The sequence below is a fragment of the Pelagibius sp. Alg239-R121 genome, assembly GCF_947331435.1.
Classification (GTDB): Bacteria; Pseudomonadota; Alphaproteobacteria; order Kiloniellales; family Kiloniellaceae; genus Denitrobaculum.
This window is the reverse complement of record NZ_CAMZOF010000011.1, coordinates 73907-87279: the sequence shown is the minus strand read 5'-3', so window position 1 is coordinate 87279 and position 13373 is coordinate 73907. Positions and strand designations below refer to the sequence as shown.

Here is a 13373-nt window from a genome sequence, read left to right as displayed (position 1 = left end):
GGTCAGGTCAGTGGTGGTTCAAAGCCGAGCCCTACGAGCTCTACGAGCCCAACCGGTACCGAAAGATCTGTTCTTCCGCAGACACGCCTTTCAGTCGCGCGAGTTCGGGGTGGCCGCAGAAGCCTGATCTGGTCAAGAGTGCCGGGACCTCGTCGTTGTCGTTCAGCGCACTGGTCAAACAGATTTCGCCGGCGTCTGCCAGGCCTTGTACTCGCGCGGCAATGTTTACTGTCTGGCCGAAATAATCCAATGTCTGACCCGCATTGATGGCCAGAGCGGGGCCGGCGTGCAGCCCGACTTTAAGCCCCACGTCGTTGTTCCGCCGCCCGCCCGCTAGGCTTTGCATCGCACCCATCATTGCGATGGCCGCAGCAGTCCCGTCATTGCCGCTTGGAAATGCGGCCATCACGGCATCGCCCATGGTCTTGATCACCGCCCCTGAATGGCTCCGCACGACCTGTTTGAGGGCTATGAAATGATCCTGAACCAGCCGGTAAGCGGCAAGATCCCCTTCACGGTCATAGAGCGCCGTAGACCCCTTCAAATCTGTGAACAGCAGGGTCAGGCTGCGCAACTTGAGTTTCAGGTCGGGCGCCAGTTCGTGCATGGCAAAATTGTCGCGAAAGGCCTGATTGTTGAGAAGGTGCTTGCCGGTGAGGCGGCGGCTGAACTCCGGCGGACCCTTTCCCATGATCGCTGCGATGTCGTCCAGGTTCAGCTGAAGTGCGCGGCACCAGACCGTAAGGTCGCTATGATTGGCCAGCGTCAACACGGCTTCTTCGGCTGGGATCGTGATCGCAGGGCATGAAAACCCCGCATTCGTCAAAGACAGTTCGACGGCCTGCGCCTTCTCTGCCGACGGAAGGTTTTCCGCCACGAGCAAATCCGCCCCTGAATGCGTGTCGAGGCAGATCAGCCGATACTTCTGGCCGGCTTCAAGAGAGAGGGGCAGCTTAGCGCTTTGGCCTGATTCAAGCTTGACGTCGGCCACGGTATAGCGCTCGTGATAGTTTCGCCAATCCTCCCGATAGGGATAGCTGGATGAAGTGTAGAAGTGCTGGTATGTCGCGAAATCGTGGTGCAGGTCGACGGGCGCCCCTGCCGCCGCGTAGGCAAAGCTGACCTCGACCGTATCGTCCAGCACGGAGTCCACGTCTTTGTCACACAAGGAGCAATGCAGAGTGTCTTCAGCCACTCTATCAAGCTCGGCCACGCTATGTGTAATGCCGCCGCACAGGGGGCAGACCATGCCCCATTCGAGGTCGAACAGGCCAAGCTTGGCACCGTGTACGAAGAGATCAAGTGCCGTTTCTGCGCCGACACCGGCCGCATCTGCAAACTCGAAGGGATTGATGCGGGCGGCCAAGTAGGGCGGTAGCGCCTGCAGGTGCTGGGAAAACCGGCTCAACTCTTGGGTGTTGCAGGAAATGCGTGCCGCAGCCGCTTCTAGGGTCGCTGGAACGGACTGTGCCATGGTCGAACTCCTTGATCGCGTCCACAAGACGTGGCTCAGGCAAAGCCTACCGGCAAGGCTTAAATAAGCCAAATGCGGTCCTGGCGGGGTGGCCGATCCGGCTCGGTAGTGAATATCTCTACCCATCATTATGCACGTACGCTGAGTCTCCGTAAGTGAAAGTCGAATACGCGCCGCGTGAAATGGGAACCCAATCTCCCCACGCTTTTGTGACCGCAGGTCGAGAGTGCTGTGCCCCAATCGGTTCTTGAAACCTTATGCGCTTTAAGCCTTATCTAGAGCGGATTGTGTTTTCCTAGAAACGTAAAGTCTCAAAATCTGCGTTCGAAATCAGCATGCTGCTGATTGAGGGGCAGCGGATTTTGGGTCAAGCTAAGCGCAATCTGCTCAATAGGCTGAGCCAATAACAGGAGGCGTTCTTTCAATGGCGGGACCTTTGCAGGGCTATCGCATCGTCGATCTCACGGCGATGATATCCGGACCTCTAGCGACCATGATTCTGGCGGATCAGGGCGCAGATGTGATCAAGATCGAGAGCCCGAAGGGCGGCGATTACACCCGGCAGGTTTCGAACCGGCGGGCCGGGATGGCGGCTTCCTTTCTCAACAATAACCGCAACAAGCGCTCGGTTGCCCTGAACCTGAAGAATGCGCGTGGGATCGAGATCCTAAAGGAGCTGGTGACGGACGCCGATGTCTTCGTGCAGAACTTCCGGCCCGGCGTGATTGAACGCATGGGGTTAGGCGAGGACGAGATCCGTAAGATCGCACCCGAGATCGTCTATGTCTCCATCAGCGGCTTCGGCGAAAAGGGGCCCTACGCTCATAAGCCGGTCTATGACCCTCTAGTTCAGGCACTCTCCGGCCTGACCACGGTGCAGGCGGGGTCCGACCAGGAACGCCCGCGGCTGGTGCGCACGATTCTGCCGGACAAGCTGACAGGCGTGACCGCGTCCCAGGCGATCACCGCCGCACTTCTCTCACGTGAAAGGACGGGGAAAGGTCAGCATGTGCGTCTTTCCATGCTCGATTCCGTCATTGCCTTCCTCTGGGGCTCTGATATGGGCAGCCAGACTTTCGTGGGTGAGGAGCGACCTCAGCAGGCGGCTCAGAGCTTTATCGATCTGATCTACGAGACCAGCGACGGCTACATCAGTGTTGCTGTGCAGTCGGATAAGCAATGGGAAGGTCTGACCCGGGCGCTGGAAACCCCGGAGTGGCTCGAGGATCCGCGCTTCAAATCGCCTGCTCTGCGCCAGACCAACATCGATGCCCGGTTGGAATTGACCCAAAGTGTCCTGATTGGGCGGTCGTCGGCGGAATGGCTGGCGCGCCTGGAAGAGCAGGACGTGCCCTCTGTGCCCGTTCTCTCGCGCGGCGATATGATCAGCCATCCCCAGGTGATCGAGAGCGGCATCGTGATCGAAAGCGATCATCCCCATGCGGGACGTCTGCGGCAGGCGCGGCCCGCGGCGCGTTTCTCCGAGACACCCGCCGAGCTTCGCCATGGCGGCGCCTTGCTTGGTGCGCACAATGACGAAGTGCTCGGTGATCTGGGATACAATGCAGGGGAAATCGAGGCGTTACGCGAAGCTGGAGTGTTGGGCGAGCTGGTCGATCCTGGAGGGGCCGAACCATTGGCAAAGAAGTCGGGAACCGGAGGATGATCGATTTCTACTACTGGCCAACGCCGAACGGCTGGAAGGTCGCAATCCTTCTTGAGGAACTGGGGGGCAAATACAACACCATTCCACTGAACATCTCCAAGGGTGATCAGTTCAAGCCGGACTTCCTGGCCATCAGCCCAAACAACCGCATGCCGGCGATCGTCGATCACGATGTCGAAGGCGAGCCGGTCCCGGTCTTTGAATCAGGCGCCATCCTCTATTACCTGGCCGAAAAGACCGGCCGCTTCATCCCGGCCGATCCGCTGGGGAAGAAGGAGACGCTGGAGTGGCTGTTCTGGCAGACCGGCAACCAGGGTCCCATGGCCGGACAGCTCAGCCACTTCGTCAACTACGCGCCCGCTAAAGACACTGCCGAAGACAGCTACGCCAAGACCCGCTATGCCAACGAATACGACCGCTGCCTGGGCGTGCTGGAACGCCGTCTTGAGGGGCGCGACTACATTCTGGGTGGCGACTACTCCATCGCCGACATGATCAACTGGCCCTGGGTTCTGATCGCGAAGCCCCTGGGCCGAGACCTGACTTCCTTCCCAAACGTCTCCCGTTGGCGCCAAACCATCAAGGAACGTCCCGCCGTCCAGCGCGCCGTCGATCTGGGCAAGGAATTCCGCCGCAACGCGCCGCCCAGCGAGGAGGAACGCAAGGTCCTCTTCAGCCAAAACGCGGAGACGGTGAAAGCACAGATCGGGGAAAAGGCCCAGATCAGCGAATAGGCGGACGGCTGAGACCGCTGGCCTAACGCTCGTCTTATCACTCGTCTGCCCGTCATACTCCTGAAGTTCTTCTGCGCGCGAACAACAACAATCCCCCGATGCCGAAGAGGGTCAGCGGAACCGTCGTCGGCAGCGGTACAGCAGCGGGGTCGGCCGTTGCCTTCGCGAAGACGAGATTGTCGATGTTGAAGCTGTCGGTCGACAGCACATTGTCGTTGGAGAAGGCGATGGCCTCGAAGGCCGTATCGGCGACGAAACCGACAAAACCGACAAAACCGCCCAAATCCACATCGCCGCTGACGTTGTGTAAGAGAAAGCTCTCGAGCCCGTTTCCGCCATCGAAGGTGACCTGCACACCGTCCGGTGAGGCATAGGAAAGGTTGAATCCAAAACCGATGATCGGCATCGGGAAATCCCAGGTGATTGTGTCGGCGAGCAGGTTCGTGTCGTGACTCACGGAGTTGCGGTAAAAGCCGCCGGCGTTGAAAGGAACGACCGAATTGTCGTCGGGGAAAATCGAAACCGGTGCATTGGTCGAGACGATACCGCTGTCGAGGGCGATCTGCTCCGCACCCGGGATCGGGTTGTCAAAGGGGTCTTCCGTCAATGCGGCACCGGCCACGGCGGCTTCGAAGGCGTTGCGGTCATCGAAGGTCATAATGGCCGCGAAGGACGGCGCCGGCAGAAGGACCGCACCCGCCAGCGCGATGGCGGTCCAGTTAATTTTCTGAATCAGTCTCATCGGAAATCTCTTCCTGAAAATAGATAAAACAATGTCGATCAGGGTAGATAATGACTTAACTTTCCCGGGTGAACCTGAACGGCTGCACAAAGGTCATGTGTTTTTGCCGGTTCCCGGCCGTGCCCATGTATGAGTAGTGCTGGCTGCAGACCCTTTTAGGCCGCGGCCTGAAGGGTCCCTTGAACGCGATGGGGAGTTTGCCGCGCGGCCCAGCGAGGAAGAACCTCTCCAGCCAAAGCGCGGAGGCAGTCAAGGTGCATACCGGCGAAGCGGCCCAGATTGGAGAAGTGGCCCAGATCGCGAAAAGGCGGGCGAGGGCAATTGAGGATTCGGGACTTCCTACGTGTTTCCCGGCCGGCGTCCGCTAGGACCGGGACTGAGTTATTTAGCCTGATTTCAGCGCTTCGTAGACGACCGTACGGTTTTCGGCAAACGCGGGTTTTATGATCTTACGAGGCCAGCTGCAGTCGAAGCCCGGCAACTTCTCAAGCCGTTCCAACAAGGCATCGTATCCCTCCAGCTCTTCGTTGATAAAAAGAGCGTAAAGATCGTTCGACTCTTTATGGAACACGTTGAGGCAGACAAGATCGTTACAGACTTCGTCGAGTTTGAACATTTCGATCTTTGTGATTGCGCCGAACGGCACAGTGATCTCAGGGCGCCATACAAAGACCAGCTGAAACTCTGAATATTTGGTCAGGATTTTGGGCTCGTGTTGCGTGCGGGCTGCAAGTTTGGCACACCACGCTGCCAGCGACTTGGCTGTGGACAGGAGGCCCGCCAATTTCCGATGTTCCATGGCGATAGGTCCCACTCGCATCCCGGTCTGATTGGCTAGTGAGTAGCCGAAGGCATCGACGCGACAATACCTACGCTACACTGTTGTCCGACCAGATCCAGTGATTCCCGCAAACGCGGGATCGCAAAGTCGATAAAGACTCTGAGCTTCTGCGGAATGTGCCGTCCTTGCGGATAGACGATGCTTACGGGCACCGGGTCGATCTCGTGCTCCGGCAGGGCGACGGCGAGGCTGCCGTCCGCGATATGCCGAGCGGCCTGATAGGAGTAGAGTTGCGCCAGACCGCTGCCCTGCCGTGCGGCTGAGACAATTCCTTCCACCGAATTCACCCTGAACCGCGTCCGGACCGGGTATTGCCTGACTTTTCCATCGCCTGTTTTGAACGACCAGTTCGCAGATCCGCCATAGGAAATGCAGTCCAGGCGAGCCAGATCCGCCGGCGAGGCCGGGATGCCATGATCGGCGAAGTAATCCTGACTGGCGCAGAGAATCTGCCGGACCGATCCGACCTTCAGGGCAATCATCGACGAGTCGGATAAAGGACCGATACGGATCGCGAGATCCGTGTGGCTCTCGATCAGATCAACAACGTCGTTGGTCAAGTTGAAGTTCAGGTCGATGTCTTCATGTGCCGTTATGAATTCCGTCGCAATCGGCAGGACATGGAGACGACCGAAGAGGGTTGGCGCCGAAATCGAGAGGCGCCCTTTCGGCCTTCTGTATTCTCCTGCAACTTGGCGTTCTGCGTCATCTATTTCGTCAAGGATGCGCCGAACATCGTCGTAGTAGCGTTGCCCGTTTTCCGTGACTTTGAGGCTGCGGGTTGTGCGGACCAGCAATTGCGCGCCGAGGTGCTGTTCCAGATTTGCAATCTTCCGGCAAACCGTCGGTAAAGGCATCGACAGGGCTTTCGAAGCTGCCGTGAAGCCTTGGGTGTCAACGACCGTAAGGAACACGCGCATCGCGGAGAGGTAGTCCATCATTATTCCAATTATTGAGATAGTTATTCTCTAAAATCACATATTCCTCTTTTTATTCGGAATAGCCAAGCTGCCTTCCACAACCGGAATTGACGTGTTGGCTGCAGCGTTCATGGATAGCATTAAAGAAGAAACGAGCCGGTTCAGGCTTCGGCCGAAGCCTCTGGGGCTGGCCCCGATCTTCCCTGTAGATCAACAAGAAAACCGGACAGTTGCGAATTGGACCATTCCTGATTTTAGCGGGGTGTTGCCGTTTGCTTCTCTGCTTGCGTGCGGTGCTGCCAGAACTCCCAGCCTGGTGCCCTGTGGCTTGGGGGGAGGGGTTCAACATCCCTCCCCCTTTTTCTTATTGGGTGGCGGTCCGTCTCTGACCGGATTTCTTGCAAATCTAGACTCAGATTTACGGGAAAGCGGCGGTGACCGTTTTGGGCCTGTGTTAGCCGTAGGGCCCCGATGCACAGCAGTTTCCGACAACTTGAACAGAACATGTGAAGCGGAAGCTTAAACAATGGGAGATCTGGAGACATGAGAAGAGTTGTGATCAGTGCCGCCACCATCGCGTTGCTCACGGCTGCGGCTTATGCCGGCCCTGCCGGTGCGGCAGATACCCTGACCATCGTGTCGTTCGGCGGCGCCTACAGCAAGAGTCAGATCGAGGCCTATCACAAGCCCTACACGGCAAAAACCGGCATCAGAATTAATTCAGAAGATTACAACGGCGGTCTGGCGCAGGTGCGCGCGCAGGTCGAAGCCGGCAACGTCATTTGGAACCTGGTCGACGTCCAACTCTCCGACGCCATTCGTGGGTGCGACGAAGGGGTTCTGGAGTCGATTGATCCCGCGATCCTGCCGGCGGCTCCCGACGGCACACCCGCGATTAAAGACTTCATCGAAAGCACTCTGACCGAATGCGCGGTCGGAACCATTGTCTGGTCGACGGTCTTTGCCTTCGATGCGTCGAAGTACGCGGATGCCAAACCAACACGGCTTGCCGACTTTTTCGACACTGAGAAATTCCCCGGCAAGCGTGGCCTTCGCAAGGTCCCGAGCGTGAACCTGGATTGGGCTCTGATGGCCGATGGTGTTCCCCTCGATCAGGTCTATGACGTGCTTAGCACACCCGAAGGAGTGGATCGTGCGTTCGCAAAGCTCGATACCATCAAAGACGACGTGATCTGGTGGGAAGCCGGAGCACAGCCGCCGCAGATGCTGGCCGACGGCGAAGTTTCCATCACCTCGGCTTACAACGGTCGGCTGTTCAATGCCGTTTTCAATGAGAAGAAGCCATTCGAGATTATCTGGGACGGCCAGGTCTGGGACATGGACCTTTGGGCGATTCCGAAGGGCGCTAAAAACATGGAATCCACTCTGGATTTCGTGAAGTTCTCGACCGACACCCAGCGGTTGGCCGACCAGTCCAAGTGGATACCCTACGGCCCGGCCCGGAAATCCTCCTTCCCGCTGATCGCCGCTGACATCAGACTGCATATGCCGACGGCACCGGACAACTTCAAAACCGCGCTGCAGAACGATTACGAGTTCTGGGCGGATCACACCGACGAACTGAACGAGCGTTTCGCGGCCTGGCTTGCGAAGTGAACCAGCGGCCAGCTCCACGAGACGATCCTGAACGACACACCCAACAGGAATTGGGAGATTGAGATGAGTAAAGAGTCGATCAAAGAAGAGAGCAAAAAAGTTCACTCTTACGTTCCGGAGCTCTGCGCGCAGCTTCGCAAGGGTGCGGTAGACCGGCGCGAATTCCTGCAGACCGCAACGCTGCTAGGCGTATCTGCGACGGCCGCCTACGGTTTACTTGGAGAGATCACCGGTGAAGATGCGGTGCCGGTCGCTAAGGCGGAAGGCACGCCGAAGCAGGGCGGGTCGCTGAAAGTCGCGATGGAAGTGCAGGAGATGACCGACCCCGCCACCTTCGATTGGGCGCAAAAGTCCAATGTCGCCCGTCATGTCGTCGAGTACCTGACCATCACCGGACCGGATAACATCACGCGGCCGTATCTTGCCGAGAGCTGGGAAGCGTCGGAGGACCTGAAAACCTGGACCTTCAAGCTGCGCCAGGGCATCAAATGGTCCAATGGCGACGACTTCAATGCCGACGACGTGGTCTTCAACTTCACGCGCTGGCTCGACCCGGAAACCGGCTCGTCGAACATCGGGCTGTTCAAGTCGATGACCGAGGTCACCGACAGCGGTAAGAAGGACGATGACGGAAATCCGGTCACCGAACAGCGGATGACCAAGGGGGCCGTCGAGAAGGTCGACGATCACACGGTCCGTCTCAATCTCAATCAGGCCGAGCTGTCGATTCCCGAGAACCTCTACAACTACCCGACTGCGATCGTGCATCGGCGGTTCGAGGAAGAGGGTGGGGATTTTTCGAAAAATCCTATCGGGACCGGTCCTTTCGAACTGGCGGAATTCTCAATCGGTCAGCAGGCGATATTGCGGCGACGGAAGGAACCCTATTGGGGTGGTGACGTTTATCTGGATGAAATCCGCTATATCGACACGGGCAGCGACGGCAACGCCATTATGGGGGCACTGGCATCGAAACAGGTCGATGTGGTTTACCGTCTCGATATCTCGGCGCTCGACGTGGTGGAGCGTATCCCCGGTGTGACAATCCACGAGTCTGTCACCGCTCAAACAGGTGTGATGCGGATGAAGGTGACGGAGAAACCCTTCGACGATGTGCGGGTCCGCCAGGCACTTGCGGCCTGTTGCGATAATGCCAAGTTGCTTGAGTTGTCGCATCGTAACCTGGGGGCGGTCGGCGAGAACCACCATGTGGCTGAGATTCATCCCGAGTACGCCAAACTGCCGGCCCAGAGTGTGGATTACGACAAGGCCAGGAAACTGCTGGCCGATGCCGGCTATCCCGATGGGGTCGAAGTGACCTGTAATGTCGGCAACACAGATGGTCAGTGGGAAAGCGCGCAGGTGCAGGCGATGCGGGAAATGGCGGCGCCTGCGGGTATCAGGATCAATGTCAACGTGATGCCTGCGCCGCAGTACTGGGAAGTCTGGCTCGACGCGCCTTTCAGTCTGACGCTCTGGACCCACCGCCCGCTCGGCGTGATGATATTGAATCTGGCCTACCGGAGCGGCGTGCCCTGGAACGAATCCGACTACAGCAATCCGGAGTTCGACAAGGCGCTCGACGAGGCTGGCGCGATCCTGGATGTCGGCGAGCGGCGCAAGGCCATGGCGAAGGTCCAGAAGATCCTCCAGGATGACGCTGTCATGGTGCAGCCCTTCTTCCGCTCGGTCTTCACCGCGACGCTCGACAAGGTGAAGGGTTACGAAGGTCATCCGACCCGGTATCACCAGTTCAACAAGGTCTGGCTCGACGATGCCTGAGGGGCCGTGAAGCGGTCCCCGGGCTTCCACGGTCAACTCACCTAGCGAGCGGCCGGGACCGGGGCGGCCGCCTCGCGCTTGTGCGGTTCGCTAACGATGCGTTTGTTGAGAATGCGTACTGCGCCCACCATCAACAGGCGCATGTCGCGGACCAGATAATCGGCCAGCGCCACATCGGCGATGTCGTCTCCCTCGATGTCGAGTCGGAAGCCTTGCCCCTGGATGCCGCCGCCGTTGGAGAAGTCCACCTCGAAATCGAAGCAGACCCGCTTTTCACTGCTACCCAAAGCCATAGTTATTCCTCCCGCCGCTGGCCACTGCCAAGGCGCCTTTTCTGAACGCTTCGTACCGATCAGTTAATTGTCGTCATTCGGTCTTAATGCGGGGTCAGTCGCCGCTCATTTCCGCACGTTTTCTGGCGCGGTGCCGGCGCACCTTCGCGCGGTTGCCGCAGCCCGAGGACGACGAGCACCATCGCCGTTTGCCCGGGCGCGACAGATCGACAAACAGCATCTCGCATTCGCAGCAGCGGCGCAGCCGCGAAACCCTGTTACTCTCCAGAAGCAGCAAGGCATTCGCCGCGATCATTGCCATGATCGACTCGAAGGGATGGTCGCTTACCATGACAAGCTCGCCCTCTTCGAACCGTGGCCGGAAGTCCTTGTGGGCCGACCACTCATTCAAAAGGGTGACCTGATCTTCCAACGGGCTCTTCTTGTCCACCGCGGTGGACAGCAGGCCGAAGGCAGCTTCGCGGAGGTCTTTGACAGATTCGAGCTGCGTTTGCCCAAGCTCGAAGTCGTGACCGAAGCCCGCCGCCTGCAGCCAGAGGCGCAGATCTTCCGGCGCCACCAGCAACTCGGTCGGCTCGTTTGTCCGGCCTGCGAGGGTATCGACCAGGTTCAGGGACAGTGACCCAGCACAGAATTCGAAGGCTCTTTTCATCTTGGTCCGTCAGCTTGCCGTTTTGTTTCCAATAGCCTTACCACGATCACAGTGCTTGAGCAGTCGTTCCGTTAAGCTTGCTCGCAGATCGCGCCCCGGCAACCCCCTGGCCCGCGCAAACCATAAAAGCTCACCGATCCCGAAGAGAGTAAGCGGCAATGTCGTCGGCAACGGCACGGCGGCGGAGGGGGCGGCCTTCGCGAACACGAGGTTGTCGATCGAAAAGCTGTAGGTCGAAAGTGGGATGGCGTTGGAGATGACAAAGCTGTCATAGGCCATATCCGCGACGAAGCCGACAAAACCCGTCGTTGTGGTCAAAAAATTGACGTCCGTGAAAATAAAGTCCTCGAGCCCGTTTCCACCGTCGAAGGAGACCTGCAGGTCGCCGATGGACGCGTCGGAGAGGTCAAAGCCGAACCCGATCACGGGCATTGGAAAGGTCCAAGTGATGAATTCGGTGAGTGTGTTGAACTCGTTGCTGACGGAGTTGTTGTAAAACCCGCCGGCCTCCCCGGAAACGATGACCGAGTTGTGCGTTGGGATAATCGAGTTAGAGGAATTCGTCGAGACGACTCCGCTGTCCAGGACGATTTCGAGCACGCCAGGAATCGGTTTGCTGAAGGGATCCTGCACCAGTTCGGCGCCGTTCACCGCAGCGTCAAAGGCTCCCTCGTTGTTGAATGTCATGATGACGGCCCCGGCCGGCACCGGCAAAAGAGCCATGCTCGCGAACGCGAGTGCGGCCCGGGCTGTAAAATTGAACGATGCCATTGAAAAAGTTCTTTTCAAAAATTAGAAACAAAGCCAGCTCAGGCGTCTTCGACGCATCCTCAGGCCCGTATAGCTCAACTCTAAAACCTTCCTGCCGGCCGGTTGTTGGGCAATGCGGCGTAGGTGATATTTACCGTCAGCGGTATAGTTGATATGGTAACAAGTAAAACAGGTTACAAGGCGAGTCAAGCGTCATGCGATGACCTGAACTTTGGTGGCGCGAACTGGTGGCCCTAGAGGCTCGTGAGCTAGCCGCAGGTTGGTGGCGAAGAAAGCTTGTGGCTGTCCGGCGAAAAGAGTTGGTCAAAGCTATCTCCTGTGCGAAAAACAGATCTCCACCTGGGATTGGTTCCGCCGCGACAATTGCAGGTCATTTCGTCGCAGCATTTCCGTTCATCCCCATTATCCCTTTTCTGCCCGCCCTTTTTGTTGTGAACTCTTCTCATTCGCAATTTTAGGAAAAAGCAGTGCCGTTATGTTGACGAGACGGGAGTTCGTCGCGGCCGGTGTGGTCGGCGCAGGGGCGGCGGCATCGGGTGTCGGTCTGGCTGAACTGACGGCGGACCGGGTTGCCTTCGCCAATGAAGCTTCAGCCGGTATTCTTCTGAAACCTCAAAGGCTTGATCATTCTCTCCTGCCCGGTACGATGACCCGGGGCATGATGTCTTATGGCGTGGAGGGGCCGGCGCCGGTCCTGCGCATGAAGCAGGATGAACCCTTTGCCGCAGAGCTGCTGAACGGTCTCGAGGAAGCCACGACCATTCACTGGCACGGCCTGCGCATTCCCAATGCGGTCGACGGTGTACCATTTCTGACCCAGCCCTACGTCTACACGAACGAGAGTTTTCGCTACCACTTCACGCCGCCCGATGCAGGGACATTCTGGTATCACCCGCACTGCAACACCTTGGAACAAATGGGAAAAGGATTGACAGGTCTGCTGATCGTGGCGGAGCCGGAGGACCCCGGCTTCGATCAGGACCTGCCCTTGAACCTGCGGGATTTCAGGCTCGGCGATGATGGTCAGTTCATCCGCCAGTTCAAGCCACGCAACGCCGCGCGGGGCGGCACGCTCGGCACCGTCATGACCACCAACTGGCAGGTTGAGCCACGTTATGTCGTGCCGACCGGAGGCCTGCTGCGCCTGCGCCTCGCCGCGACCGACGTGACCCGAATCTATCGAATCAAGATCGATGGCGCGGATGCACAGGTCATTGCCCTGGACGCGAATCCTGTCCCCAGACCCTTCCCGCTGACGGTTTATCCCCTGGGCGCCGGGCAGCGCATGGACCTGGCGATCCGGCTGCCAAACCGGGAAGGACAGGTGCTGCGGGTCGAGACCGAAAGCGGTGCCGGCCCCCGATTACTGGCCGAGCTGGTTACCTTGGGAGTCGATTTTAACCGTTCCCTCAAGGAGTTGAGGCCTCTGCCGCCAAATCCGGTGCCGGAACCGGATCTGGCCAACGCGACCACGATCCCCTTCACCTTTTCCTGGTCGGCCGAGAAGTCGGGTGTGGAAAGCATCTGCGGAACACTGGGGTATACCTTCTGGGCCATCAACCGCGTGCCCTGGCCCGGCGACGTTCCCGATCCCGGCGGGCCGCTCGCAGTCCTGAAGCAGGGGCAGAGCTATATCTTCCGGCTGATCAACGAGACCCCGAACAGTCATCCCATTCACCTGCACGGCATGAGTTTCAAACTCTTACGCTCCAACCAGCGCAAGCTTATGCCCCTTGTGACCGACACAGCGCTCTTGTTGCCCCAGGAGCAGATGGAAGTGGCCTTGGTCGCCGACAATCCCGGCGACTGGGTCTTTCATTGCCACGTCATCGAACATCAGAAGAGCGGCCTGACGGGCTATGTGAAGGTGGTTTGAATTTC

General features: G+C 58.4%; 12 protein-coding genes. 5 read left to right on the top strand and 7 right to left on the bottom strand.

Annotated elements, in window-relative coordinates; genetic code table 11:
* Positions 1–40 precede the first annotated feature (40 nt).
* Positions 41–1474, bottom strand: coding sequence for an adenylate/guanylate cyclase domain-containing protein (locus tag QMZ18_RS29935; protein ID WP_282610081.1), 1434 nt, complete (start codon positions 1472–1474; stop codon positions 41–43).
* Between the two features lie 424 nt (positions 1475–1898).
* Between QMZ18_RS29935 and QMZ18_RS29930 the strand changes: the two genes are divergently transcribed.
* Positions 1899–3140 (top strand): CaiB/BaiF CoA-transferase family protein, encoded by a 1242-nt coding sequence (locus tag QMZ18_RS29930; protein WP_282610080.1) that lies wholly within the window; start codon positions 1899–1901, stop codon positions 3138–3140.
* The gene (locus QMZ18_RS29925) at positions 3137–3874 is read left to right on the top strand and encodes a glutathione binding-like protein (protein ID WP_282610079.1); all 738 of its coding nucleotides are present in this window, start codon (positions 3137–3139) and stop codon (positions 3872–3874) included. The genes QMZ18_RS29930 and QMZ18_RS29925 overlap by 4 nt, the downstream gene beginning before the upstream one ends.
* A gap of 52 nt (positions 3875–3926) precedes the next feature.
* On the opposite strand, the gene QMZ18_RS29920 is transcribed toward QMZ18_RS29925, so the two are convergent.
* The 3 genes from QMZ18_RS29920 to QMZ18_RS29910 all read right to left on the bottom strand — a co-directional run bounded on the left by QMZ18_RS29920 (position 3927) and on the right by QMZ18_RS29910 (position 6395).
* On the bottom strand, positions 3927–4616 hold the full coding sequence (locus tag QMZ18_RS29920) for a hypothetical protein (protein WP_282610078.1): 690 nt from the start codon (positions 4614–4616) through the stop codon (positions 3927–3929).
* Positions 4617–5001: 385 nt separating this feature from the next.
* A complete protein-coding gene (locus QMZ18_RS29915; RefSeq protein WP_282610077.1) occupies positions 5002–5415 on the bottom strand; it encodes a hypothetical protein in 414 nt (137 codons plus the stop codon).
* 35 nt (positions 5416–5450) lie between these two features.
* On the bottom strand, positions 5451–6395 hold the full coding sequence (locus QMZ18_RS29910; RefSeq protein ID WP_282610076.1) for a LysR family transcriptional regulator: 945 nt from the start codon (positions 6393–6395) through the stop codon (positions 5451–5453).
* Positions 6396–6920: 525 nt separating this feature from the next.
* Here QMZ18_RS29910 and QMZ18_RS29905 point away from each other — a divergent pair.
* Both QMZ18_RS29905 and QMZ18_RS29900 read left to right on the top strand, forming a co-directional pair.
* A complete protein-coding gene (locus QMZ18_RS29905) occupies positions 6921–7994 on the top strand; it encodes an ABC transporter substrate-binding protein (protein WP_282610075.1) in 1074 nt (357 codons plus the stop codon).
* Positions 7995–8057: 63 nt separating this feature from the next.
* Positions 8058–9776, top strand: a complete 1719-nt coding sequence (locus QMZ18_RS29900; RefSeq protein WP_282610074.1) for an ABC transporter substrate-binding protein — start codon at positions 8058–8060, stop codon at positions 9774–9776.
* Between the two features lie 41 nt (positions 9777–9817).
* On the opposite strand, the gene QMZ18_RS29895 is transcribed toward QMZ18_RS29900, so the two are convergent.
* The 3 genes from QMZ18_RS29895 to QMZ18_RS29885 form a co-directional block, all read right to left on the bottom strand.
* Positions 9818–10069: a hypothetical protein gene (locus tag QMZ18_RS29895; RefSeq protein WP_282610073.1), complete on the bottom strand. Its 252-nt coding sequence runs from the start codon at positions 10067–10069 to the stop codon at positions 9818–9820.
* Positions 10070–10163: 94 nt separating this feature from the next.
* On the bottom strand, positions 10164–10721 hold the full coding sequence (locus tag QMZ18_RS29890) for an ABATE domain-containing protein (protein ID WP_282610072.1): 558 nt from the start codon (positions 10719–10721) through the stop codon (positions 10164–10166).
* A gap of 9 nt (positions 10722–10730) precedes the next feature.
* Complete coding sequence (locus QMZ18_RS29885; protein ID WP_282610071.1) at positions 10731–11492, bottom strand: hypothetical protein; 762 nt, start codon at positions 11490–11492, stop codon at positions 10731–10733.
* 475 nt (positions 11493–11967) lie between these two features.
* Here QMZ18_RS29885 and QMZ18_RS29880 point away from each other — a divergent pair, with 475 nt between their 5' ends.
* Positions 11968–13368, top strand: coding sequence for a multicopper oxidase family protein (locus tag QMZ18_RS29880; protein ID WP_282610070.1), 1401 nt, complete (start codon positions 11968–11970; stop codon positions 13366–13368).
* Positions 13369–13373 lie beyond the last annotated feature (5 nt).